This is a genomic window from Variovorax sp. GW821-FHT10C12 (assembly GCF_059415405.1).
Map to the genome: position 1 here is coordinate 2,405,973 of NZ_JBWKNE010000001.1, position 23,012 is coordinate 2,428,984.

At 64.9% G+C, this 23,012-nt stretch carries 22 protein-coding genes; 6 read left to right on the forward strand and 16 right to left on the reverse strand.

Translation table 11 applies throughout. The annotated features are described in order from the left end of the window. Positions 1-24: 24 nt before the first annotated feature. The 8 genes from AC07OH_RS11410 to AC07OH_RS11445 form a co-directional block, all read right to left on the reverse strand. Complete coding sequence (locus tag AC07OH_RS11410) at positions 25-744, reverse strand: enoyl-CoA hydratase/isomerase family protein (RefSeq protein WP_495300698.1); 720 nt, start codon at positions 742-744, stop codon at positions 25-27. 63 nt (positions 745-807) lie between these two features. Beyond that, a complete protein-coding gene (locus AC07OH_RS11415) occupies positions 808-2,337 on the reverse strand; it encodes a class I adenylate-forming enzyme family protein (protein ID WP_495300699.1) in 1,530 nt (509 codons plus the stop codon). A 110-nt stretch (positions 2,338-2,447) separates the two neighbouring features. Beyond that, positions 2,448-3,584 (reverse strand): acyl-CoA dehydrogenase family protein, encoded by a 1,137-nt coding sequence (locus tag AC07OH_RS11420; RefSeq protein ID WP_495300700.1) that lies wholly within the window; start codon positions 3,582-3,584, stop codon positions 2,448-2,450. Positions 3,585-3,725: 141 nt separating this feature from the next. After that, the gene (locus tag AC07OH_RS11425) at positions 3,726-4,937 is read right to left on the reverse strand and encodes a pyridoxal phosphate-dependent aminotransferase (protein ID WP_495300701.1); all 1,212 of its coding nucleotides are present in this window, start codon (positions 4,935-4,937) and stop codon (positions 3,726-3,728) included. 53 nt (positions 4,938-4,990) lie between these two features. Then, positions 4,991-5,719: an amino acid ABC transporter ATP-binding protein gene (locus AC07OH_RS11430; protein WP_495300702.1), complete on the reverse strand. Its 729-nt coding sequence runs from the start codon at positions 5,717-5,719 to the stop codon at positions 4,991-4,993. Then, positions 5,716-6,453 (reverse strand): amino acid ABC transporter permease, encoded by a 738-nt coding sequence (locus AC07OH_RS11435; protein WP_495300703.1) that lies wholly within the window; start codon positions 6,451-6,453, stop codon positions 5,716-5,718. Before AC07OH_RS11435 ends, AC07OH_RS11430 begins: the two co-directional genes overlap by 4 nt. Then, the gene (locus AC07OH_RS11440) at positions 6,450-7,151 is read right to left on the reverse strand and encodes an amino acid ABC transporter permease (RefSeq protein WP_495300704.1); all 702 of its coding nucleotides are present in this window, start codon (positions 7,149-7,151) and stop codon (positions 6,450-6,452) included. Before AC07OH_RS11440 ends, AC07OH_RS11435 begins: the two co-directional genes overlap by 4 nt. Positions 7,152-7,184: 33 nt before the next feature. Beyond that, positions 7,185-8,000: an ABC transporter substrate-binding protein gene (locus AC07OH_RS11445; RefSeq protein WP_495300705.1), complete on the reverse strand. Its 816-nt coding sequence runs from the start codon at positions 7,998-8,000 to the stop codon at positions 7,185-7,187. Between the two features lie 174 nt (positions 8,001-8,174). On the opposite strand from AC07OH_RS11445, the gene AC07OH_RS11450 reads away from it, so the two are divergent. Next, on the forward strand, positions 8,175-9,113 hold the full coding sequence (locus AC07OH_RS11450; RefSeq protein WP_495300706.1) for a LysR family transcriptional regulator: 939 nt from the start codon (positions 8,175-8,177) through the stop codon (positions 9,111-9,113). After that, positions 9,110-9,253 carry a hypothetical protein gene (locus AC07OH_RS11455; RefSeq protein WP_495300707.1) on the forward strand — a complete coding sequence of 48 codons (144 nt, stop codon included), beginning with the start codon at positions 9,110-9,112 and terminating at the stop codon, positions 9,251-9,253. Before AC07OH_RS11450 ends, AC07OH_RS11455 begins: the two co-directional genes overlap by 4 nt. Before the next feature lie 16 nt (positions 9,254-9,269). Here AC07OH_RS11455 and mrdA read toward each other — a convergent pair whose 3' ends face one another. The 6 genes from mrdA to AC07OH_RS11485 all read right to left on the reverse strand — a co-directional run bounded on the left by mrdA (position 9,270) and on the right by AC07OH_RS11485 (position 17,950). Then, complete coding sequence (gene mrdA / locus AC07OH_RS11460) at positions 9,270-11,246, reverse strand: penicillin-binding protein 2 (protein WP_495300708.1); 1,977 nt, start codon at positions 11,244-11,246, stop codon at positions 9,270-9,272. A gap of 96 nt (positions 11,247-11,342) precedes the next feature. Further along, entirely contained in the window at positions 11,343-12,455 is a 1,113-nt protein-coding gene (locus AC07OH_RS11465; RefSeq protein WP_495300709.1) for a DUF3800 domain-containing protein, read from the reverse strand. Between the two features lie 34 nt (positions 12,456-12,489). Beyond that, the gene (locus AC07OH_RS11470; RefSeq protein WP_495300710.1) at positions 12,490-13,728 is read right to left on the reverse strand and encodes a branched-chain amino acid ABC transporter substrate-binding protein; all 1,239 of its coding nucleotides are present in this window, start codon (positions 13,726-13,728) and stop codon (positions 12,490-12,492) included. A 35-nt stretch (positions 13,729-13,763) separates the two neighbouring features. Further along, complete coding sequence (locus tag AC07OH_RS11475; protein WP_369646518.1) at positions 13,764-14,525, reverse strand: SDR family NAD(P)-dependent oxidoreductase; 762 nt, start codon at positions 14,523-14,525, stop codon at positions 13,764-13,766. After that, complete coding sequence (locus AC07OH_RS11480; protein ID WP_495300711.1) at positions 14,522-16,084, reverse strand: class I adenylate-forming enzyme family protein; 1,563 nt, start codon at positions 16,082-16,084, stop codon at positions 14,522-14,524. Before AC07OH_RS11480 ends, AC07OH_RS11475 begins: the two co-directional genes overlap by 4 nt. 102 nt (positions 16,085-16,186) lie before the next feature. Beyond that, a complete protein-coding gene (locus AC07OH_RS11485; protein WP_495300712.1) occupies positions 16,187-17,950 on the reverse strand; it encodes an acyl-CoA dehydrogenase family protein in 1,764 nt (587 codons plus the stop codon). Between the two features lie 236 nt (positions 17,951-18,186). Between AC07OH_RS11485 and AC07OH_RS11490 the strand changes: the two genes are divergently transcribed. Next, positions 18,187-18,837 carry a TetR/AcrR family transcriptional regulator gene (locus tag AC07OH_RS11490; protein WP_495300713.1) on the forward strand — a complete coding sequence of 217 codons (651 nt, stop codon included), beginning with the start codon at positions 18,187-18,189 and terminating at the stop codon, positions 18,835-18,837. Then, positions 18,834-18,995, forward strand: coding sequence for a hypothetical protein (locus AC07OH_RS11495; protein WP_495300714.1), 162 nt, complete (start codon positions 18,834-18,836; stop codon positions 18,993-18,995). Before AC07OH_RS11490 ends, AC07OH_RS11495 begins: the two co-directional genes overlap by 4 nt. Here the strand turns inward: AC07OH_RS11495 and AC07OH_RS11500 are convergent. Both AC07OH_RS11500 and AC07OH_RS11505 read right to left on the reverse strand, forming a co-directional pair. Next, positions 18,981-20,030 carry a UDP-glucose dehydrogenase family protein gene (locus tag AC07OH_RS11500; protein WP_495300715.1) on the reverse strand — a complete coding sequence of 350 codons (1,050 nt, stop codon included), beginning with the start codon at positions 20,028-20,030 and terminating at the stop codon, positions 18,981-18,983. The genes AC07OH_RS11495 and AC07OH_RS11500 overlap by 15 nt on opposite strands. A gap of 243 nt (positions 20,031-20,273) precedes the next feature. Continuing rightward, positions 20,274-21,221: a helix-turn-helix domain-containing protein gene (locus tag AC07OH_RS11505; protein WP_495300716.1), complete on the reverse strand. Its 948-nt coding sequence runs from the start codon at positions 21,219-21,221 to the stop codon at positions 20,274-20,276. Between the two features lie 152 nt (positions 21,222-21,373). Between AC07OH_RS11505 and AC07OH_RS11510 the strand changes: the two genes are divergently transcribed. Continuing rightward, positions 21,374-22,105, forward strand: a complete 732-nt coding sequence (locus AC07OH_RS11510) for a fumarylacetoacetate hydrolase family protein (RefSeq protein ID WP_495300717.1) — start codon at positions 21,374-21,376, stop codon at positions 22,103-22,105. A 25-nt stretch (positions 22,106-22,130) separates the two neighbouring features. Beyond that, a complete protein-coding gene (locus AC07OH_RS11515) occupies positions 22,131-23,009 on the forward strand; it encodes a polysaccharide deacetylase family protein (RefSeq protein WP_495300718.1) in 879 nt (292 codons plus the stop codon). Positions 23,010-23,012 lie beyond the last annotated feature (3 nt).

The window sequence follows — 23,012 nt, forward strand, 5'->3', positions numbered from 1 at the left end:
CTGCGGGCCTGATGTAGACGGCGTTCAACGGCCCTGAAATACCGGAACGCGGCGTTGTGCGGCGGCCCTCACGCCCTCCAGAAAGTCGGGATGCCGAAACTGCTCGCGTTGAACCGCGCACTCATGGCGATTCACTTGCATGACGTGGTCCGCGAATCCCGCTCGCAACGTGCGCCTCGTGCTTTGGACGGCACCAGGTGCTGAGCGCGCGATCTCTTCCGCCATGGCCAGTGCCGTGGCAAACGGGTCTTGATCCTCGGAAAGAGCGTCGATCAACCCCAGCGCCAATGCCTGTTGCGCACTGACCCGCTCGCCCGTGTAGAGCATCCAGGCGGCCTTTTGCGCACCCACGATGCGCGGCAAGGTGTGGCTGATTCCGAAACCGGGATGAATGCCCAGTCGGTTGAAGTTGGCGCTGAACCGGGACTGGGGCGATCCCACGCGGAAGTCAGCGACCAGGGCAAGCCCCAATCCGGCGCCGATGGCAGCGCCCTGTACCGCCGCAACGATGGGCTTCCGGTTCGAGAAAAGCCGCATGGCCTGCGCGTAGAACGGCGACGGGTCGAGCGCCGTGCTGTTTTCGGCTTGATCGAAATTCGCTCCAGCGCAAAACACGCTGCTGCCACTGCGCAGAACGATCGAGCGGCAATCCTCGACCGCATCGAGATGCTCAAGACTTTCGGCCAATTCCTTGACAAGCTCGACGTCAATGAAATTGTGCGGGGGATTGTTGATTTCGAGCACGGCAACATGCCCTGTGAGTTCACGGCTGACACGACAAGCATTCATGAAAAGTACCCTCGAGTGCTATTGCGCGGAAACTTCATGACGCCACAGTGCGTGCTCATCGTGCAGCCGTCGGCGCTGAACCTTGTTCACGCCGGTGTCGCGAGGGAGGCTCGCGATCTGGATGATTTCCACGGGCCGCATGATGCTCGGCAGACGCTGAATTGCCGCGAGCGTCTTCTCCAGGTCAATTCGAGGATCTGCAATCCACAAGACGACGCGTTGACCGCTCACCGCGTCCGCTCTCGACCAGATCGCGAACTCGGACAACTCCGCTTCTTTTTCCAAAGAACGTTCCACGAAATCGATCGGAACGTATTCGCCGTTGACTCGGATGGATTCGCTCATCCGCTCGATGAAGACAAGGTTTCCGAGGTGGTCGACGCGGCCTCGGTCGCCCGTGTGAAACCAGCTGTCGGCATCCGTCGAGGGGTCTAGAACTCCGTCGCGAAGGTAGCCAGAGAACAGCGTGTCCGCCTCCCGCGCTCTGACATGGATTTCACCCTCTTCGGATATCTTGAATTCGGCGTCGAAACGCACGCGCCCAGCGTAGTGGGTAGGGCCTTCTTCCGCCAAGGAGCGGTCGCCTGCGCGAACATGCCATGTATGGCAAAGCCCACCGGCTTCGGTGGACCCATACGCCGTGATTCCAATGGGGATTCCGAACATGCCCAGGAATTCGCTGATGGCGCCAAACACCACGCGCACCTTGTGGCCCGCACTTGCGTCGACATCCGCTTCCTTCATCAGCATCTGAAGGGGCGTGACATGCAGAACGAGTGCGGTCGCGCCGATCTGCTTCACGGTGCTCCAGAAATTCTGTGCGACAAAACGCTGCGTCCCCAGGACGCCCGCGCCTGCGGTCCAGGCCGCCACGACACCGTAGCCGAGGGGGTTGATATGGAACATCGGCATCGGCGCAAAGACAACGTCATTGCGAACGTACCCGAGAGAGTCGGCGATGAAGCGGCCCAGCCTGATGAAATAAGAGTGGCTCAGTGCGCAAAACTTGGGGCGACCCGAGGTGCCCGAGGTATGCATATAGCACGCGATCTCCGAGCCGTCGCAGGCCAGCCCCGTCAAGAGCGCATCGCCCTCGACTGGCACGTCTGATTTGCCTGGTCTCGGGACCTCGGCACTCTTTACAACCAAATGGCCGGACCACGCGTTCCGTGCATCGATAGAAGCCCAGTTCGGATGAGTGGGTGCGCGGTACGTGTCATCGAAGAATGCAACGGCATCTGGATTCAGATCGAGCAGCATTTCCCTGATCAGGTCTTGAGGGTAGTGCGGATTGATGAGTGCCGTGCGGACGCCGTGCAACTGGCAAGCCATCCAGAAGATCAAATAGTGCTCGCTGGTGACCCCAACAAAAGCGACTGTTTGTCCCTTGAGAATGGCGCCAGACATTGATGCGCAAAGCGCCTGCGCCGTCTTGAAAGCATCCGCCATCGGGGCCGACACCTTGTCTGTGCCGAACACCGCTTCAGGCGATCGGCGAACGGCGTCCTGAATGAGGAGCGCCAAATTGCGGATATTTTGATTGAGCATTGCTTGGGTTCTCTGCGGAATATTTGAAGCGTTTCGCCGCCACTCTCTTCTTCAGAAGAAGATGGGCAGCGACCTTTTTGTCAGTCGACCGATTTGCAGGCTGTTTTCAATCAACCCAACTCCATCCGGCCGATGTATTTGCCAATCGTGTTCTTCAATATTTCCACCGACCCTCCTCCAATCTCCGCAACCTTGGCATCCCGCCAATAGCGATTGAAAGGCGAATTCACAGCCGTTCCGTATGCGCCGCAAACCTGAATGGCCTGGGACGTCACCCGGTTGGCGACGGAGCAGCAAAACAGCTTTGCTTCGCTGGCGTAGCGCTCGGGCTCGCGCTGCGCCTCCAATGCGTCAGCCGCCGAGTACAACAACAGGCGGGCTGCATCGATGTCCGTGAGCATTTCCGCGAAATACCATTGGATTCCTTGAAAATCGAACACCGATTGCCCGAAGGCCTTTCGGTTTTTGACGTAGGCAAGGGATTCGTCAAATGCTGCACGCGCCATTCCGATGACCATGGCCGCGTTGAGCGTGCGTGAATAGTTCAAATTGCGCAGCACGACTTTCAGGCCGCCACCCGACTCGCCCAGAAGGTATTCGTACGGCAAGCGAACATTCTCGAGTTTGAGCTCCACATGGGGCCCATTTCGGCCGCCAAAGGTCTCGCTTCTCTCGCCAACGAAGGTGCTCACGCCAGGTATTTCTCGCGGAACTGCAAAAACCCCCAGTCCTTTCTCGGTTTGGGCCAGGATGATGAATAGATCGGCACCACTCCCCGATGTAATGAATGATTTTTGACCGGACAGGATCCAGTGATCGTTTTCGAGCACCGCCTTGGTGTCCAGGGAGCGGATGTCGCTGCCATGGTTTTGCTCAGTCAGCGCATAGGCCGCCGTCAGGCCTTGTGAAAATTTCGGCAAGAACTCGTTCTTCAATTTTTCGTTGCCGGATCGCAGAATTGCGTTCTGCGCCTGAAAGTTCGAGTTCAGAGAAATCCCGACCGAGGCGCTGGCGGCACCGATTTCCTCGAAAAACGAAACCACTCGCCGAAATGAGCATCCGCCACCCCCATATTCTTGGGGAACGATCAGCGCATTCAGGCCCTGTTTGGCCGCTTGCGCCACAACATCGGAAGGGTATGCATCATTCCGATCGAGTTGAGCCGCAGCGGGTTTCGCGTAGGTTTCGGCAAAGGCGCGAAATTCATTCACGGCTTGTGCAGGTTCAAATTCCGTCCACAGCGGCATTTTTCGTCTCCTATCTTGTCAATCAATGGGTAAATTTTTTGATTCCGCATCAGCCAGAAATCAGGGGGCTGTCATTCGCTCGACCCGTACGGCGGAGATGGAGAGCAGCTCGCGCACGGTTGCGTCGCGTGGCCGGCGAATTCAGCAGGGAGAGAGTTCGGCGCAGAAGCGCTGGATGCGCTTGCAGGCTTCGACCAGGCTCTGCGTGCTCGCGGCGTACGAAACGCGGAAGTGACCGGGCATGCCGAATGCGCTTCCATGCACAACGCTGACGCCTTCTGCGGCAAGAAGCTCCAGCACGAATGTCGCGTCGTCCTGAATCAACTGGCCACTGGGCGCTCGTTTCCCGAAGGTTCCGGCGCACGATGGAAATACGTAGAAGGCGCCCTCGGGCCGTGCGCATGCGAGGCCAACGCAGGCATCGAGCTGGTCAACGACCAGGTCTCGGCGTTGCTTGAAGACTTCTCGCCTCGCCGCCAGAAAATCTTGTGGGCCTTGCAGCGCCGCCACAGCCGCCCATTGCGCGACGGAACTGGCGGCGGATGTCACCTGCCCCTGGACCACGTCCATCGCCTTGATCAAGGAGGCCGGCCCGGCCCCATAGCCGATGCGCCACCCCGTCATCGCATAGGCTTTCGAAACGCCATTGACGATCAACGTCCGCTCCCGCAGCCGCGGCTCGACGGCTGCAATGGTTGCGAACTCGAACGCGTCGTACACCAGGTGCTCGTAGATGTCGTCGCTCATGACCCACACGTGCTCATGACGCAGCAGGACCTCTGCGAGCGCACGCAGTTCATCGCGCGTGTAGGCTGCGCCGGAGGGGTTCCCTGGCGAGTTGAGAACGACCCATTTCGTTTGGGGAGTGATGTGCCGCTCGAGCGCTTCCGGTGTCAGCTTCAGGCCGTTGGCGGCGGTCGTCTGCGCGATGACGGACGTCGCTCCGCACAGGGCCACGAGCTCCGGATACGAGACCCAGTAGGGCGCGGGAATCAGCACCTCGTCGTGCGCGTTGAGCGTGGCCATGAACGCATTCGCGATGACCTGCTTGCCGCCATTGCTGATGATGATTTCATCGCGCGTGTAGACAACGCCGTTCTCCCGCTGGAACTTCTCGACGACGGCATCACGCAACTCGGGGATGCCGTGGGTCGGCGTGTACCTGGTCTTGCCGCCCGTGAGTGCGCGGATGGCAGCGACCTGCACATGCTCGGGTGTCTCGAAGTCGGGCTCGCCCGTGCTGAGCGCAATCACGTCACGGCCCTGCGCGGCAAGCTCGCGAGCCCGCTGCGTGGCGGCAATGGTGCTCGACGGTTTGATGCGAGCCAGAGACTTGGAAAGAAAATTGGACATGACGACTCCTGTGCAGGTACGCACAATCGGCTTGATCGGAATGCGGCCGGGACTCAGGGGCGCCGAACTTCGGCGATGAATTTCCGGGCGCGGGGGTGTTGTGGATGGGCGAAGAACTGATCGGGAGCGGCACGCTCGACGATCGCCCCCGCGTCCATGAACAGGATTCGGTCGGCCACTTCTTTCGCGAAACCCATCTCGTGGGTCACGCACATCATGGTCATGCCATCCAAGGCCAGCTGCTTCATGACGGCCAGGACCTCACCCACCATCTCTGGGTCCAGCGCGCTCGTGGGTTCATCGAAAAGCATCACCGGCGGACGCATCGCGAGCGCTCTGGCAATCGCCACACGCTGCTGCTGGCCGCCCGAGAGCTGTGGCGGGTAGGCATCCGCCTTGTGCGCCAAGCCAACCTTCACCAGCAACTCCATTGCGCGCTCGCGCGCCTCGCCCTGGCTCACCTTCGCCACCGTCATGGGCGCCAGCTCGAGATTGCGCATGACACTCAAGTGGGGGAAAAGGTTGAAGCTCTGGAAGACGAAGCCAATGCGACTGCGCAAGCTGTTCACGTCGGTCTTCGGGTTGTGCACGTCTTCGCCGTTGACCGTGACGCGGCCTTTCGAAATCGGCTCCAGCCGATTGACCGTTCGGATCAACGTGGACTTGCCGGACCCCGAGGGTCCGCACACCACCACCACCTCGCCCTGCTTGACGGTTTCGTTGATCTGGTTGAGGGCTTGATAGCCGCCGTAGAACTTGTCCACGTTGTCGAAGGTGATCATGTCGTGGCCTCTTTGGACACCAGGCGCTGGAGGGGGGTCGGCACGTCGGGCGTGCAGCGTGCTTGGTTCAACTTCTTCTCCAACCGGGAGACAGCCAATCCCAGCGCCCAGCAGAGGACGAAATAGGTGATGGCCAGAATCAGATACACCTGAAATGGACGGGTGAGCAGTTGGGCGTTGATCTGGTAGGCCGAATAGGTCAGTTCGCCGACGCTGATGATGTAGCCCAGCGACGTGTTCTTGATCAGGTTGATCAACTGGTTCAGGATGCTCGGGATCATGTTGACGAGCGCCTGCGGCAGGATCACCTTGCGCATCGTTGCAACGTAGGTCATCCCCAACGATCGGGCCGCCTCGACCTGGCCCTTGGGGACGGCCACGATGCCCGCCTTCACGACCTCCCCCATGAAGGCGAGCTCGTAGACGACAAGGGCGACGATCAAGGTGGTGATCGCGGAGATGCTGTGCCCCACGACCATCGGCACGATGAAGTAGGCCCAGAAGATCAGCATCAGGACAGGCAGGCCGCGCACGGCGTAGACGACAGCGGTCGCCGGGTACTGAACGGCCTTGATGGGGGACGTCCGGGCCACCCCCATCACGATGGCGAGGGGAAACGAAAGCAGCAGCCCGGACACGGCGAGAAACAGCGTGAGCGCCAAGCCGCCAACGGGACCGTTCGGAAATTGGCCGACCAGGAGCAGAAGGCCATAGTCACGAAGGATGTCGATCATCGGACACCTCGCAGCGGATCCAGGCGAACGCTCCAGGCGTGGCCGATGCCCATCAGCGCGAAGGAGCAGACCCAGTAGAAGATCGACGCCATGGCGTAGACCTCGAAGGTGCGAAAACTCTCGCTCTCGATCTGGTGGGCTGCATAGGTCAGTTCGGCGAGGCCGATCGCCATGGCCAGGCTCGTCGCCTTGAACAGCCCGAGCGACTGGTTGGTCAAGGGCGGCACTGCGACGCGAAGTGCCTGCGGAAGAACGACGAAGCGCATCGCCTTGGCGTAGGACAGGCCCAGCGCTCGCGCCGCCTCCATCTGCGTGGGCGACAGGGACCGCACACCGCTGCGCAGATCCTCCGACATGAAAGCCGCCGCGTTCAGCGTCAGCGCGATCCAGACGAAGATGAATTCGCTCCCATGGGCGTTGATCCACGCCTGCCAGGCCTCGGGCAGCACCTGAGGCACGCCGAAGTACCAGATGAAGATCTGGACCAGGCCGGGCACGTTCCGGTGATAGCCAACGAACCCTTTGGAGACGGCGTGGAGTCCGGCCAAGCCGGACTGCCGCATGGAAACGACGACGAGTGCCAGAAGGAGGCCCGACACCCATGCAGCGGCGAAGAGCACGAGTGTGTTGCACGCGCCGGCGATCAACCAGTCCAGATAGCGGCCGTTCAACACGGCCCCGAAATTCAGATCAAGCATGGATACGCTCGTGGCTCTGATTTGCGAGCTTGATCAGAATGCACTGAGCGGCGTCAGCTTCTTCTCGCGAACGATCTTCAGCTTCGTGTCGGGCCCGAACCACTTGCGCCACAACGCGTCGAGTTCTCCAGACGACTCCATGTCGCGCAACGCCTTGTTCACCGCATCGAGCAGTTCGCTCTCGCCCTTCTTCACACCCAGGCCCGTGGGCTCGTAGACGAGGGACTCGTCGAGAAAGCGGAACTTGCCCGAGCTTTCGTGGAGCAGTCGCGCGCCGGGTGCTTGGGAAATGGCATAGGCCTGAACCTTTCCCTGTGCGAGCGCCAGAAAGGCCATGGTGCCGTCCTGGTAGGTCACCACTTCGGAACCCGCAAGCTTGTTGCGAGCGTTGAGCTCCGAGGTCGAGCCCTTGTTGGCGGCGATCTTCTTCCCCGCGAGATCGGCGAACGTCTGGATGGGCGAATTGCTCGCCACGATGATCTTCAAGGGCAGCTGGTAGTAGATGTCCGAAAAGGCGATCTGCTCGGCACGTTCCTTCGTGTAGCCCAGGGAGGCAGCCACCACATCCACACGCCCCAGCGCCAACTCGGGGATGCGGGCTTCGACGGAAATCGGGCGGTGCTCCAGTTCAACGTGGAGGTGCTTTGCGAGGCTCTTGCACGTATCCACGTCGAAGCCGACGTACTCGCGGGTGGCGGGGTTCTGAAACGCAAGGGGTTCCGCCCCCGTCAGCGTGGCGCACACCAGCTTGGAGCGCGCCTTGATGTCGCTCAGACGATCGGCCTGTGCCGTGGTGGCGCAGACGCAAAGAGCGACGGCGATGACGCGAGTGAAAGTCAATCGGAACATGAGCGCAACTCCTGAAGCGGCTTGATGCCAGAGGCCAAGAAATGAGATGGAAGCCCGCATTCTGGAGACTTTGGAAAATTAAAAAAAACGATTTATTTTTATAGAATTGCATCTGTTTTAGACATATACCTAGGGGGAACCCGCAATGCATGAAGTCCCACCGGCAGAACGAACATGATGTCGTTCAAGCAACTTGAAGCGATCTATTGGGTGGTCAAGCTTGGCGGCTTCTCGCAGGCCGCCGAGAAGCTTCACACCACGCAGTCGGCGATCTCGCGGCGAGTCCAGGAACTGGAGAGCCTCCTGGACACTTCACTGTTCGACCGCTCTTCACGCGCGGCCCGATTGACGGAGAAGGGGCAGCAGACCTTTGCGATCGCAAAGCGCCTTCTTGCCCAGCGCGACGAAGCGATGGAGCAGCTTGCACAGGCACAGGTGGTCGAGCGCAGACTGCGGATCGGCCTGACCGAACTCACCGCAATGACCTGGTTCCCGCGGCTGGTGGGCATGATGCAGGCTCATCACCCCCGCGTTGTCCTGGAGCCCGACGTCGACGGCAGCGTGACCATTCGCAAGAGACTCCTGGCCGACGAGATTGATCTGGCGATCGTTCCCGACGCGGAAGACGACAGCCGGATCACCAAGAAAGCCATCGGCAAGGTGGTCAGTGCCTGGATGTGCAAGCCCGGCCTGCTGCCTGCGGACAGGACGTTGCGCCTCCACGAACTGGCCTCGCATCGGATCCTGACCCAGGGCAGCCGCTCGGGGGCGGGCCTCGCCTCGGAGAACTGGTTCAAGTCCTTCGGCCTCACCCCGAAGCAATCGCTGCCCAGCAACAGCATCATTGCCATCATCGGCATGACCGTGGCCGGAATCGGGATCAGTCCCCTTCCTCGCGATTGCCTCGCCCCCATGGTCGACCTGGGTTTGCTGCAACCCCTCAAGGTCACGCCCGCAATCCCCGACATCACCTACGTCGCAATGAGCAGGAGCGAGCAGCGAAGCACGTTGATCGACTCCACGGTGCTGCTTGCACAGGAATGCTGCGACTTCACGCAGGTTTTCCAACCCGGCGCCATCCCCGCCGACGCCCCGGCGCCTCCCAGCTATTGATCGGACTTCGGGAAGCCGCGACGAACCCCGACGTCACCTTGCGCGTGTGGGAAGACGGCGAGCACACGATCCACAACCACGCGGCGCAGCGGACCGCCTTCGTGGCGGACTGGTTCGCCCAGCGGCTCGCGCCGGGCTGACACTTCGCCCCGGCCCTCAAAGCACCCCAGCCTCATCCCCCTGCGCACCGTCGTCCAGCACCGGCACCTCGCTGGCCATCAGCGGCTTGCCGATGGGCGCGCCGGCCTTCCCCACCTGCACCGCAGCCATGTCGGCGTCGTTGGGGTACTGCCCCGCAATCCAGTAGTCGAACACCCGCCGCACGATCGGCGCCGCGTGCGCCGCGCCGAAGCCCGCGTTCTCGACGATCGCGGCCACCGCGATGGTCGGGTCTTCGGCCGGGGCGAATGCCATGTACAGCGCGTGGTCGCGCTGGCGCGCCTCCAGGGCCTTGCCGCTCGCGCGCGCCTTCGGGCTCAGGCCCACGGCCTGCGAGGTGCCGGTCTTGCCGGCCGAGGTGTACGCGGCGCCCGCGAACACGCGCGTGCCGGTGCCGCCCTTGGTGACCGCCACCATCGCGTCGCGCACCACCTCGACGTGCTTGCGCGCATAGCCCAGGTCCTGGGCCGGCGGCTGGACCTGCCGCACCACCTCGCCGGTCGACGTGTCGCGGATGGCCCGCACCAGGTGCGGCTGGTAGCGCACGCCGCCGTTGGCCAGCGTGGCATTGGCCGAGGCCAGCTGCAGCATCGTGAAGCTGTTGTAGCCCTGCCCGATGCCCAGCGAAATCGTCTCGCCCGGGTGCCAGGTCTTCATGTCGGCGCGCCGGTAGGCCGCGCGCTTCCACGCCCGGCTGGGCAGCACGCCGCGCGACTCGCCCTGCAGGTCGATGCCGGTGAACTGCCCGAAGCCCAGCGGCGCCATGAAGTCGTGGATCAGGTCCACGCCCATCTCGGCGGCCAGCGAATAGAAATACGTGTTGCTTGAAAACTGGATGGCGCGGTGCATGTCGACGCCGCCCAGCCCGCCCCGGTGGCTGCGGAAGGAGCGCCCGCCGAAGTTGTAGAAGCCCGGGTCGTTCTCCACCTTGTCGGCGCTGCGCTTGCCGGTCTGCAGCGCCGCCATCGCCATGAAGGGCTTGTAGGTGGAGCCCGGCGGGTAGGTGCCGCGCAACGCGCGGTTCAGCAGCGGGTTGTCGGGCGACTCGGTCAGCGCCTTCCAGTTCTCGGTGTCGATGCCCTCGACGAACAGGTTGGGATCGAAGGTGGGCTTGCTCACGAAGGCCAGCACTTCGCCGGTCTTCGGGTCGATGGCCACGAGCGCGCCCCGGCGCTCGCCGAACATGTCTTCCACGAGCTTTTGCAGCTTGATGTCGAGCGACAGCATCACCGTCTGCCCCGGCCTGGCGGGGTGGCGCGACAGGCGGCGCACCGCGTGCCCGCCGGCCGAAGTTTCCATCTGCTCCACGCCGGTCTGGCCATGCAGCGCCTTTTCGTAGCTCTGCTCGATGCCGACCTTGCCGATGTAGTCGGTGCCCCGGTAGTTGGCGCGCTCGTCTTCCTCCCAGTCGTCCATCGCGGTTTTTTCGCGCTGGTTGATGCGGCCGATGTAGCCGATCACGTGCGCGCCCACCTCGCCGTGCGGGTAGGTGCGAAACAGCCGCGCCCTGATTTCCACGCCGGGGAAGCGGTAGCGCTGCGCCGCGAAACGCGCCACCTCTTCATCGCTCAGGCGTGTGCGGATGGGCAGGGAGTCGAAGCTGCGCGAATCCTCGCGCAGGCGCTGGAAGCGGCGGCGGTCCTTGGGCGTCACTTCGAGCAGTTCGCCCAGCTCGTCGATGACGGTGGCGATGTCGCCCACCTTCGACGGCGTGATCTCCAGCGTGTAGGCCGCGTAGTTGGACGCCAGCACCACGCCGTTGCGGTCCAGGATCTGCCCGCGGTTGGGCACCACGGGGACGATCGCGGTGCGATTGCTTTCGGCGCGGTCCGCCAGCGTTTCATGGCGCACCACCTGCAGGTAGACCAGCCGCGCGCCGATCAGTCCGAATCCGAACAGCACCGCGCAACCGACCACCACCACGCGGCGGCGAAAAAGAGCGAGCTCGGCGGCGGCATTGCGGATTTCATTCATCGGGCGAAACGGGGGGAAAGAAGCGGAGAAGCCAGATAGGAGGCCCTGCTCGCCCGAAGGTTCCGCGTCGGCGGTCGACGAAACGCGATCGTCCGCTCAAGCCCACGCCTCTTCGGCACCGATGCGAACCTGGCGGGTCGGCACCACCTGCTTGAGGCCGTACCCCGTGCGCTCGTCCCCTTCGGAGATCAGCCGCACCATGGCCTCGCGCAACGCGGGGCACACGCCTGTGCCTGTGTGCAGATCACGAAAGAACCGCATCGTGGCGCCCGCCACCACCTCGGCCATCTGCACGCCCGCCGCTTCGTGCGACTGCCTGAAATCGAGCGCGGCCACTTCTTCGAAGCGGTGGTCGGACGGGGGCGTGCACAACAGTTCCATCGCGCGGTCCACTCCTTCGGCAGCGGCATTCCCCTGCCCCAGGATGCGCTGCACCTCGAAATTCTGGTCGTGCACCAGCCGGACATCGGCCAGGCAGTGCCGGTAGTAGAGATGGATCCGGGCGTAGATGCGCATGAACGACGTCAGGTTCGGCAGCGTCCAGGCCTGCGTCGACGACGTGTTGAGCTCGGGCGGCGGAAGAAATTCCAGCCAGGGCTGGTGCTGGGCCCCACCCAGCGCGCGGTACTCGGTGTTCGCCGCTTCGACGATGCGGCCGAACCCTTTGGCGACCTGCGCCGCGGCCTCTTCCTCCTCCTCGGCGGTGTGCGTGGCCAGCTCGCGCAAGCTGGCAAACGATGCGTGAAGTGTTCCGGCCTCCGGCGTCAGGCAGGACGCGACGAAGCTGTCCAGCACCTGCGCATCGGCATGGGCGTGCAGGAAATCCGCGACGGCGTTCCTGAGGAAGTCGAGCCGCATCGACTCGGGGTAGCCGAGGCAGGGCGGCAGCAACTGGAACGATGTGATGCAGGTGCAGATGAAGTAGCGCTTGTCGACCAGTTCGACAAAAAGCGGGGCCCGCCGGTCGAGCAAGGCGTGGATCACGGCCGCGGAGAACTCCGGCCTGGATGCCAGCGATCGGGCATCGCGTTCGCCCGAGGGAATGCGGTGGCGATCGCGCAACGCCTGGAGGCGTTCGCCCCACTCCTCTTCGTCCTGCAGCCCGACGCCCGCCAATGCGAAGTAGGGTTGCCGCTTGAAGTCGTAGCCCGTGCCGCTGTCGACCATGTCGCCGCTGTGGCCGCTTTCGTCGATGTAGATGGTGGTCATGGTGCCGGGGCGAACGCCTCGCGCCGTCGTGCGGTCACAGGGGCCTCTTCATGCGGCAGGTCGTGGGCTGCTCGGCCGCCTTGGCGTCCACGCTCGCGATCTGCTTCCAGCCGAACCCGGTGCCTTCCTGGTCGTAGCGGACGGCCGAGCCGTCGACCTTCTCCCAGCTCTGGACGAACATCGCCTGCTGGGCCTGGTGGTCGGACTTGCGCAGCACCACGGGACCGTTGATGCCCTCGAAGCGCAGGCCCTCGAGCTGGGCGGCCACCTTCGCCGGTTCGGCGGACTTCGCGCTGCGGATGGCGCCGGACAGCGCGACGACGGCGTTGTAGCCCATGCCGTTGATGAAGTCCTCGCCGAACTGCTTCTTGAAGCTGCCCAGCACGGCCGAGCTCTTCGCACCGGGGTCGTTGGGGTTGAAGGTCGAGACCAGCTTGACGCGGCCCTCGCCCGCCGCGCCGATGGTGCCGGGCACGCCGTAGTTGCTGCCGTTGAAGGTGTAGAAGTCGACCTTCAGCCCGAAGTCGTTGGCCGCGCGCACGATGAGCGCCAGGTCGGAGCCCGAGCTGGCCGTGATCACCGCGTCGGCGTCGGACTGGCGGATCTTGGCCATGTAGGGCGCGAAGTCCTTCACCTGCGCGGTCGGGTGCAGGTCGTCGCCCACGATCTCGATGTCCGCGCGCTTGCGCGCAAGCGACTCGCGCGACGCGCGCGCCGTGTCCTGCCCGTAGGCGTAGTTGGGATTGAGCAGGTGAATCTTGCGGATGTCCTTGCGGCCGGCCAGGTAGGTCGTGAGCGCATCGACCTTCATGTCCGAGTGGGCGTCGGTGCGGAAGTGCCAGTAGCTGCACTTCTCGTTTGTGAGCACCGGCGCCTGCGACGCGTAGTTCAGGAAGACGATCTCCTTGCCCGGATTGCGGGCGTTGTGCTTGTCGATGGCCTCACCCAGCGCGATGCCCACGCTGGACGAGCTCGCGCCCTGGACCACATAGCGGATGTCCTTGGCCACGACCGTGCCAAGCAGCGCCACGGCCTCCTGCGGCGAGAGCTTGTTGTCGAAGGGAACGATCTCAAACTGGTAGGGGCCGGCCCACTTCTCCTCGTTCGCGACCCGCGCCGCGTACTGGAAGCTCTTCAACACGTTCTGTCCCAGGCCGGCCATCGGGCCCGACAGCATGTCGAGCGTGGCGATCTTCACGGTCTGCACGGGTTGCGCGCTGGCGGCCAGGGCGATGCACAGCATCGGCGCGACGATGGTTTTCTTCAGGCTCATGGTAAGTCTCCTTGTGGATGTCGATCTGCCGGTGTTCAGACGATGACGGCGCCGCCATCGGCGACGAGCGTCTGGCCGGTCACGAACGCGGCCGCGGGCGATGCCAGGAAGGCGATGGCGCCCGCAATCTCTTGCGGCTGCCCGACGCGCCGCAAGGGCAATTTCTTCTGCGTGAACGACTGGATCTCGGGGTCCGCGAGCAGCATGCCGGCCATCTTGGTGTCGATCAGGCCCGGCGCGATGCAGTTGACGCGAATGCCCTGCGGTCCCCACTCGACCGCCAGGTCGCGGGCCAGTTGCATGTCGCCGGCCTTGGACAACCCGTAGGCGCCGATCGTCGAAGAGCCCTGCAGGCCCGCGATGGACGAGACGATCACGATGGCGCCGCTGCCCCTGGCCTGCATGTCGGGCCGAACGAGATTGGCCAGCCAGAGATTGCTCAGCACGTTGTTGCGCACGATCTTCATGAACATCTCGTCCGCGATCTCGGCCAGCGGCCCGTAGTGCGGGTTCGTGGCCGCATTGCAGACCAGGATGTCGATGGGGCCGAAGCGCTCGCGCACCTGCGCCACCATCGCGCGCAGCTCCTCGGGCTGCGAGATGCTGGCCTGGCAGGCAAAGGCCTGCCCGCCTTGCGCGCGGATGCCCTCGGCCACTTCCTCACAGGCTTCGAGCCGCCGGCTGGAGACACAGACTTTGGCCCCGAGCAGCGCCAGGTGCTCGGCGGTGGCGCGGCCGATGCCGCGGCTGGCACCGGTCACGACGGCGACTTTTCCGTTCAGGTCGAACAGGTTCATGCGTGGATATCCTTGGAAGTGGAAAGAAGAGAGGAAGCCGGTGCGTCGATGTCCTGTCGGAGCAGGTGCTTTTGCAACTTGCCCGACGGCGTGCGCGGCAGCGTGTCGACGCAGACGTAGTCGCGCGGGATCTTGTAGCGGGCCAGCTTGTCGGCCAGGAAGACCTTGAGCGCCTCCGCGTCCGGCTGCCGGCCGGGCCGGGGCACAATGACCGCCACCACGGTTTCACCCCAGTCCGGGTGCGGGCGGCCGATGACGGCCACGTCGGCGAGATCGGGATGCGGCGACAGCGCGTCTTCCACTTCCTTGGAGTACACGTTCTCGCCGCCGGTGGTGATCAGGTCCTTGAGCCGGTCCACCACGTAGTAATAGCCGTCCTCGTCGACCCGGGCCAGGTCGCCGCTTCGGTACCAGCCGTCGGGTGTATAGGCGACGCGCGTGGCCTCGGGGTCGTTCAGGTAGCCGCGCATGGCGGCTTCGCTGCGAAGCTGGATCTCGCCGACCTGGCCCGCGGGCGTCGCGCCACCGTCCTCAGCGACCACGCGCACCTGCACGCCCGGCAGGCTGGAGCGGCCGATCGACCCGGCCTTGCGCAGCGCATCCTCCGGGAACAGCGCCGTGCCCAGCGGGCCCATCTCGGTCATGCCGTAGACCTGCATGAACTGCGTCGTGCGATAGCGCTGCATGAGCCGCTTCGCCATGTCCTCGCCCAGCGGACCGCCGCCGTAAATCCATAGCCGCATCGAGCCCAGGTCGTGGCGGTCGAAGTCTGCGAGCTCGAGCGGCGCGAGCAAGGCGATGGGCGCGCCGAAGGTCAGCGTGACGCGGTGCCGCGCTATCGCTTCCAGGAATCCGCGCGGCGCGTACTCGCGCAGGAACACCAGCGTGCCGCCCATCAGCAACGTCCCGAAGGTCCAGTTGTTGAGCGGCGCCGCATGCCAGATCGGCATCGCGATGAGCATCCGGTCGTTGTGCGTCATCGACAGGGCCGCCGCGCAGACCAGCGCCGTGGTGAAGACCGCGCGATGGCTGTGCAGGCACCCCTTGGGCTGACCGGTGGTGCCCGAGGTGTAGAGCACCTGCGCCAGTGCCTCGTCATCGACCGGCGCAGGCAGCTCGCCCGCTTCGGTGCGCTGCACCAGCGTGTCGAAGTGATCGAAGCCGACGTCCGCCGCGCCGGCCATGTCGCCGGTGCCCAGCAGGCAGGCCTCGGTCTCGATGCGTTGCGCCACGCCCAGGGCGACGTCGATGATGCAGAGCCTGGCGTCGCTGTGGCGCAGGATGAACTCGACCTCGGGCTTCTGCAGCTTGTGATTGACCGGCACGATGACCGCGCCCAGGCGCAGCGCGCCCAGCACGCCGATGAGAAAGTACGGCGTGTTGAAGCACATGAGCGCCACGCGGTCGCCCTGCCCCACGCCCCGGTCGCGCAGCACCTGCGCAGCGCGGCGGCTGAGCGCCTGGATCTGCGCGTAGCTGAAGGCTTCGTCGCCGTAGTGCAGCAGCGTCTTCGTCGGCCAGCGCGACGCGCTCTCGTCGAACATCGAGATCAGGTTCATGAAGTTTTTTTCCAGTTGGATGCGGGGCCGGGCGGCGCGGTGCCGCCGGGTTCCGCATCCGGTGTTTTTGTGGGCGCAGCCGGGAGCGGCTGCGCGGCGGGATCAGAAGAAGTCGGCGTCCAGCGCCATCACGGCGTCGTCGTCCTGCGCAGCCACCTGCAGGTGCTGCTCGACCTCGGGAAACAGGTGCGCGAAATAGAAGCGGGCCGTGGCCACCTTGGCGACATCGAAGCCATCGGACTGCCGCGCGTCGATCCTGCGCTGCGCGATCGAGGCCATGCCGATCCACTGCCACGCGAGCGCCAGCACGCCGACGATGCGCAGGCAGCTGTGGCCGGACGCGCCGACCTGGTCGGGGTGCGACGGCGCCCGCGCGATCAGCTGCCGGGCCAGCGCATCGAGGCGCACGCACAGCGTGCGCGTCTGCGCAACCCACGGCTGCAGCACCGGGTGAACCTCGTTCTCCTCGAGCACCTGATGCACCACGTCCAGGAACCTGCGCAGCCTCGCGCCCCCGTCGCCGAGGATCTTGCGTCCGAGCAGGTCCTGGCCCTGGATGCCGTTGGCCCCTTCGTAGATCTGCCCCACGCGCACGTCGCGGAGGTACTGGTGAACGCCGCTGTCGTCCAGGTAGCCCCAGCCGCCCATGACCTGCTGTGCCAGGGTCGTGCTGGCGTAGCCGTTGTCCGTCGCGAAGGCCTTGAGCACCGGCGTGAGCAACGAGACGAGCTCGTCGGCCTCGCGGCGCACCGAGGGCTCGGGGTGGTGCTTCGAGCGATCGACCTGCAGCGCGAGCCAGTAAGCCAGCGCGCGCGAACCTTCCGTCCAGGCCTTCTGCGCCAGCAGCATACGGCGCACATCGGCATGCACGATCAACGGATCGGCGGCAGGCTGCGCCTCGGTCCTGCGCGCGCCGCCGAAGCCGCGTCCCTGCAGCCGCGTGCGGGCGTGATCGCGCGCCAGCTGGTAGGCCGCCTCGGCCTGGTTCACGCCCTGCATGCCCGTGGCCAGGCGGGCGATGTTCATCATCACGAACATGGCCGCCAAGCCGTTGCCGGCGGTGTTCAGCAATTCGCCGCGCGCACCGTCGAGCCGCAACCAGCAGGTCGGCGTGCCGCGGATGCCCATCTTGTCCTCGAGTCCTTCGCAGCGCACACCGTTGCGCTCGGCCGCGCCGGACAGGTGCCGCGGCACGATGAACAGCGAAAGCCCCCGCGCGCCCTCGGGCGCGCCCGCGATCCGGGCCAGCACGAGGTGGACGATGTTGTCCGCCAGGTCGTGCTCGGCGGCCGTGACCATGCGCTTGAGGCCGGTGAGGCGGTAGCTGCCGTCCGGCTGCGGAACGGCCTCCGTGCGCAGCAAGCCCACGTCGGTGCCGGCCTCGCGCTCGGTGATGCACATGCTGCTGGTCCAAGCGCCGCTGGCCAGGTGCGGGAGGTACGCCGCCTGCTGCGCGGGCGTGCCGTTGGCCCGGATGCACTCGTAGCCGCCGCGCGAGATGCTGTGGTACATCAGCCAGGAATGGTTCGCCGAGCCGATCAGCTCCGTCACCAGATGGGTCAGCACCGTCGGCCACGCGCGGCCGCCGTGTTCGAGCGCGGCGCCCAAGCCGGCCCAGCCCTTGCCCCGGAACACGTCGTACGCGGCTTTGAAGCCGCCGGGGGTGGCGACTTCGCCATCGCGCCAGGTGCAGCCTTCGCGGTCCGCGTTCTGATTGAGCGGTGCGAGCACCTCTTCGGCGAAGGCCGCCATGTCCTCCATCAGCGCGTCGATGTCTTCGCGGGCGATGGCGCCGGGCAGGCGAAGCGCCTTCAGTTCATCATCGATGCCGAGCAGATCGTTCAGGACGAAGCGCAGTTCGCGCAAGGGTGCTTTGTAGGACGCAGGAGGTGACATGCAAGAATGACGAGTGCGCGCGCGTTGGCCTTGGGTTGAAGTGAGGTTCGGGGCTCGCGGCCGCCGGCTGCCTTGGGTTGAAAGAAGTCTAGGAAATCAACCGAGCAGGCATGTTCAGTTTTCGGGACGCGCCCCGAGGCGTTGATTTCCCTCTGCAACGAGGCCCTCCTCCTTGCGTGCGCCGTCCCGGTGTTCGCTTTTCAGCCATGACGACCGCCCTCAAACCCCGACGCAAGCCCTCCCAGTCACGCGCATGGATGACCTCCATCGCGATCCAGGACGCCTTCGTGCTCCTGCTGCTGGAAAAGGGTTATGAGAAGACGTCGATGCGCGACATCGCCAACGTGGCCGGCGTCAGCGTCGGCAGCGTCTACCAATACTTCCCCGGCAAGGAAGCGGTCGCGGCCATGACCGTGCGCACCTGGGTGCGCAAGCTCTCGACCGCGCTGTCCAGCGCGGTGGACGACGTCGTCCAGGCGGAAGGCAAACGCACGCTGAGCGAGATCACGCGTCTGCTGGCGCAGACCCAGGTGCACACGATGCTCGAGGGCGGCGGGCGCTGGCGGGTGCTGAGCTCCATCGAGCGCCGCGTCTCGCCGCAGCTCGTCTACAACCGCCTGTACCAGCACAACGTCAACCTCTTCGGCAAGGCACTGACGAGCGCGGTGGACTGGCCCGAAGGGCTGCACGATGCCCGCGTGGCCTTCGGCGCCTACACCGTCGTCGATGCGCTGGTGAAGCAGACGCTGCTGGTGAGCGCCGCCCTGCCGAGCGCGGACGTCATGGTGGAGGAGGTGCTGCTGGCGTTGGACGGGTACCTGCACGCCGTGCGCCAAAGCAACGCGCGCCAGGAATGAGCGCAGGCCTGAACATGCGCGTTGAGGGGCCCGCGCTGTTCAATCCGGTCAGTGCGGCCATGCTCATGCAGGCCATTTCCGAGCTAGTGAACACAGACATCACCTCGCCGCTCGATGCGACGACAACGCCAAGGGCCGTGCTGTCAGCGCCGCACTGACCGGCCGCGCCCGATGCCGTAGTACGCGATGCCAGCAGCTTCGACTTCGGCGGCGTCGTAGAGGTTGCGGCCGTCGAAGATCGCGGGCGCCTTCAATGTGCTGGCGATGCGCGCCAGATCGGGGCGACGAAACACGGGCCATTCGGTCACGAGCGCCAGCACGTCGGCGCCCTGCAATGCGTCTGCGGGCGTGTCGCACCAGCGCACGTCGCCGCGCTCGCCGACGATGGCGCGCGCGTTCGGCATCGCCGCCGGGTCGTGCACCTGCACGTGCGCGCCCGCCGCCCACAAGCGCTCCAGCAGCACTAGGCTCGGCGCATCGCGCATGTCGTCGGTGTCGGGCTTGAAGGCCAGGCCCCAGAGGGCGATGGTCTTGTTCGCGATGCGGCCTTCGAAGTGGTGCGTCATCAGGTCGAAGAGGCGCCCCTTCTGCTCGTGGTTCGCGGCCTCGACGGCCGCGAGGAGGCGCAGGGGCTGCCCCTCGCGATCGGCCGCATGCCGCAGCGCCCGCACGTCCTTCGCCAGGCACGAGCCGCCATAGCCCGCGCCGGCCTGCAGGAAGTCGGGGCCGATGCGCCGGTCCGAGCCGATGCCGCGACGCACCATCTCGATGTCGGCGCCCGCATGCTCGGCCATGCGCGCCATCTCGTTCATGAAGCTGATGCGGGTCGCGAGCATCGCGTTGGCGGCGTACTTGGTGAGCTCTGCCGAGCGCCGGTCCATCACCAGCAACTGCTTTGCCGGATCGCGCACGAAGGGTCCGTAGAGCCGCGTCAGCAGGTCGACGGCCGCGGGGTCGGTCGCACCGATCACCACGCGGTCGGGCTGGCGGCAATCGCGCACGGCCGAGCCTTCGCGCAGGAATTCGGGGTTCACGGCCACCGCGACGCGATGGGCCGCGCCGCGCTGCGAAAGCGCCGCGTGCAGCACGGCCTCGACCTGCTCCGCGGTACCGACCGGCGCGGTGGACTTGCAGACGACCACCCGCTCCGGGTCGGCAGTGCCTGTTGGCTGCGCCCCCGACCTGTCATTCACGACTCGACCACGTCCGCGCCACCTTGGGCATCCGGTCTCGGGAGCGCAGCGGTCATACGAGCCGATGTCCGCCGAAAGTCCTGTGATGATCGCAGCGGCCGCTTCGGCCGGCGAGCACGAATGACTCAGACCAGTCTGGAGCGACCGTACGCGAAGGACTGCCATGCAACGAATGCCCACGTCGGACTCGCAGCCACCGACGTCAAGCTCGAGAGCCTGATTGCTACTGGGGGCATCGCGCCGTCAGTCCCACGTCCGATTCCCTCCTCGCTGAAATTGCCGCCGGTACGCAGAAGGCGTCGCCCCCACGATCTGTCCGAAACGGCGCGCGAACTGCGTCGGCTCTCCGAAACCGGTGCTTTCGCCGATCTCCGCCGCAGAGGCGCCGGTAAAGACCAGCAGCGTCTTGGCGCGCTCGATCCGGCGTTCGGTCACCAGCTCCAGGAAGGTCTTGCCCGTTTCGCTCTTCAGCAGGTGGGCCAAGTGCGTGGGCGACACATGGCTCGCATGCGCCGCATCGCCCAGCGTCAGCTCCTGCGCGAGGTTGCGGCTGATGTAGCGGATGCAGCGCAGCACCGCCGGCCGGTACGACTGCAGGGCCATCCCCTGCGCCTCGCAGTTGCGAAACTCCTCGCCGTAACGTCGCCACACCATGCCGATCAGGTGAAGCAGATGGCTGCGAATCAGCAGATGGCTGGCGGTGTCTTCGCCCGGCGGCCGCTGCGCTTCCTGCGCCATGTGTTCGCACAGCGCTTGGAGCTGGTGGGTCTCGGTTTCGTCGAAGCGGAAATCCAGGCAATGCTGGAACCGGAAAGGCGCGAGCTCGGGCGCGCGTGACAACGGCACCTCCGACAGCTCGAACACGTCGAGGTCCAGCGACGGCAGCAGGTAATCCTTGCTGATGTTGATCACATGGAACACGCCGTCGGCCGCGTTCGGGATGTAATGAACCAGGAAGGGCAACACGAAGCTCACCGTGCCGGCGCCGATGGCGCGCTGGTTGCCGCCGATGTAGTGCGTGGTATCGCCCCGCGTGTTGACGTAGATCTGGAAGTACTCGTGCCGGTGAGGCACCGGATTCGGCAGGCAGTTGCTCTGGTCATGAATGCCGAAATAGGCGCGCTGTGCCCGCGCCGCCATCGTGTAGTTGCTGATGGCGGCACGCGCGGCACCGGCGCGGGGCGGCGGCACGAATTCGTCGGGGGAAGGCGTGGGTGGCATGAAGAGCTGATCTCAGGATCGCAAGGATTGCATATCTTTGCGCAAGCCTGCGCGTTGAGGTGAGGAGGCCTCGTTCCTAGACTCTAGCCACTCCTTTCCAAACCTTCCAGAGAGACAAACCCATGCCCCCCCACCCGACGGCCGAACTCGCGCAAGCGACCGATGTCCCCGCAAATACCGACGCCCTGCAGGTCCTGCCCGTTTCCATCGACATCGTGGACAGCGACCAGCGCTTTCCGGTGCGCCGCGTCTACTGCGTGGGCCGCAACTACCTGGCCCACATCCGGGAGATGAAGGAAGGCGACGAGCGCGATCCGCCGTTCTTCTTCCAGAAGCCGTCCGACTCGGTGGTGACCGACGGGCGCGTGCCCTACCCCACGCTGACGGACGACTTTCAGTTCGAGTTCGAACTCGTCGTGGCCATCGGCACTCATGCGTCGAACGTGACGCCCGAGGACGCGCTGGATCACGTCTTTGGCTACGCTGCGGGCCTGGACATGACCCGGCGTGACCGCCAGCGCGAATGCAACAAGCGCGGCCTGCCGTGGGAACAGGGCAAGTCTTTCGATCACTCGGCGCCCTGCGGCCCGATCCATCCGGTGGCGAAGGTCGGGCACATCCGATCGGGAACACTCAACCTCTCGGTGAACGGCGCGGTGCGGCAAGACTCGGTGCTCGAAAAGATGATCTGGAACGTCCACGAGATCGTCAGCGAGCTGTCCAAGCAATACCGCCTGCTGCCCGGCGACCTGATCTTCACCGGGACGCCCGAAGGGGTCGGCCCGGTGCAGCGCGGCGACAAGCTCACCGGCCGCATCGACGGGCTCGCGCCCCTGCAGGTCGAGATCGTCTGAGCCCGCAACAGCACACGGAGACACCATGAAACCACTCGAACGCATCTCGTACTCGTCCATCGCGGATCGCCCCGCACTGAAGTTGCCCGGCGGCAAACGACTGGCTGTCTGGGTGATCGTCAACGTCGAGGAATGGAACATCGACGAGACCATGCCCCGCACCGTGCTGACACCACCGGCCGGCGGTTCGCCGATGCCCGACATCCCGAACTGGGCCTGGCACGAGTACGGCAACCGCGTCGGCTTCTGGCGCATGCTCGAAGTGATCGACGCACTCGGCATCAACGCCACGCTCGCCATCAACGGTTCGGCCATCGGCGCCTACGAGCCCATCGCCAAGGCGGCGAAGGAACGTCAGTGGGAGTTCATCGGTCACGGCTTCGGGCAGCGCAACATGCAAAAGGTCCCCGACGAGGTCGAGGACATCGCCAAGACCACCGAGGCCATTCGCGCCTACACCGGCAAGCGCCCGCGCGGCTGGCTCGGCCCGGGGCTCACCGAGACCTGGCACACGCCCGACATCCTGGCCGAGCAGGGCTACGAGTACGTGTGCGACTGGGTGCTCGACGACCAACCCGTGCGGCTGAAGACGCGCGACGGCGGCGCGATCGTGAACGTGCCCTACACGCAGGAATGCAACGACGTGGCAATGATGCTGATCCAGCATCACAAGGCCAGCGAGTACCGCGACCGCGCCATCGACCAGTTTGAACAGCTCTACGCCGACGCGAAAGATTCGGCCCGCGTTATGGCGCTGGTGGTGCACCCCTACATCATGGGCGCGCCGCACCGCCTGCGCTATTTCCGAGAAGCGCTGGCGCACATCCAGCAGCATGAAGACGTGGCCTTCCTGACCGGCGAGCAGATCCTCGACTGGTACGGCGCGGCAAGCCCCGCTGCGTGAACC

Excerpts from the sequence above, each read along its gene's own strand:
- AC07OH_RS11415 (WP_495300699.1), bottom strand. The coding sequence starts at position 2,337 with ATGCTCAATCAAAATATCCGCAATTTGGCGCTCCTCATTCAGGACGCC.
- AC07OH_RS11420 (WP_495300700.1), bottom strand. The coding sequence starts at position 3,584 with ATGCCGCTGTGGACGGAATTTGAACCTGCACAAGCCGTGAATGAATTT.
- AC07OH_RS11425 (WP_495300701.1), bottom strand. The coding sequence starts at position 4,937 with ATGTCCAATTTTCTTTCCAAGTCTCTGGCTCGCATCAAACCGTCGAGC.
- AC07OH_RS11430 (WP_495300702.1), bottom strand. The coding sequence starts at position 5,719 with ATGATCACCTTCGACAACGTGGACAAGTTCTACGGCGGCTATCAAGCC.
- AC07OH_RS11435 (WP_495300703.1), bottom strand. The coding sequence starts at position 6,453 with ATGATCGACATCCTTCGTGACTATGGCCTTCTGCTCCTGGTCGGCCAA.
- AC07OH_RS11440 (WP_495300704.1), bottom strand. The coding sequence starts at position 7,151 with ATGCTTGATCTGAATTTCGGGGCCGTGTTGAACGGCCGCTATCTGGAC.
- AC07OH_RS11445 (WP_495300705.1), bottom strand. The coding sequence starts at position 8,000 with ATGTTCCGATTGACTTTCACTCGCGTCATCGCCGTCGCTCTTTGCGTC.
- AC07OH_RS11450 (WP_495300706.1), top strand. The coding sequence starts at position 8,175 with ATGATGTCGTTCAAGCAACTTGAAGCGATCTATTGGGTGGTCAAGCTT.
- mrdA (WP_495300708.1), bottom strand. The coding sequence starts at position 11,246 with ATGAATGAAATCCGCAATGCCGCCGCCGAGCTCGCTCTTTTTCGCCGC.
- AC07OH_RS11465 (WP_495300709.1), bottom strand. The coding sequence starts at position 12,455 with ATGACCACCATCTACATCGACGAAAGCGGCCACAGCGGCGACATGGTC.
- AC07OH_RS11470 (WP_495300710.1), bottom strand. The coding sequence starts at position 13,728 with ATGAGCCTGAAGAAAACCATCGTCGCGCCGATGCTGTGCATCGCCCTG.
- AC07OH_RS11475 (WP_369646518.1), bottom strand. The coding sequence starts at position 14,525 with ATGAACCTGTTCGACCTGAACGGAAAAGTCGCCGTCGTGACCGGTGCC.
- AC07OH_RS11480 (WP_495300711.1), bottom strand. The coding sequence starts at position 16,084 with ATGAACCTGATCTCGATGTTCGACGAGAGCGCGTCGCGCTGGCCGACG.
- AC07OH_RS11490 (WP_495300713.1), top strand. The coding sequence starts at position 18,187 with ATGACGACCGCCCTCAAACCCCGACGCAAGCCCTCCCAGTCACGCGCA.
- AC07OH_RS11495 (WP_495300714.1), top strand. The coding sequence starts at position 18,834 with ATGAGCGCAGGCCTGAACATGCGCGTTGAGGGGCCCGCGCTGTTCAAT.
- AC07OH_RS11510 (WP_495300717.1), top strand. The coding sequence starts at position 21,374 with ATGCCCCCCCACCCGACGGCCGAACTCGCGCAAGCGACCGATGTCCCC.
- AC07OH_RS11515 (WP_495300718.1), top strand. The coding sequence starts at position 22,131 with ATGAAACCACTCGAACGCATCTCGTACTCGTCCATCGCGGATCGCCCC.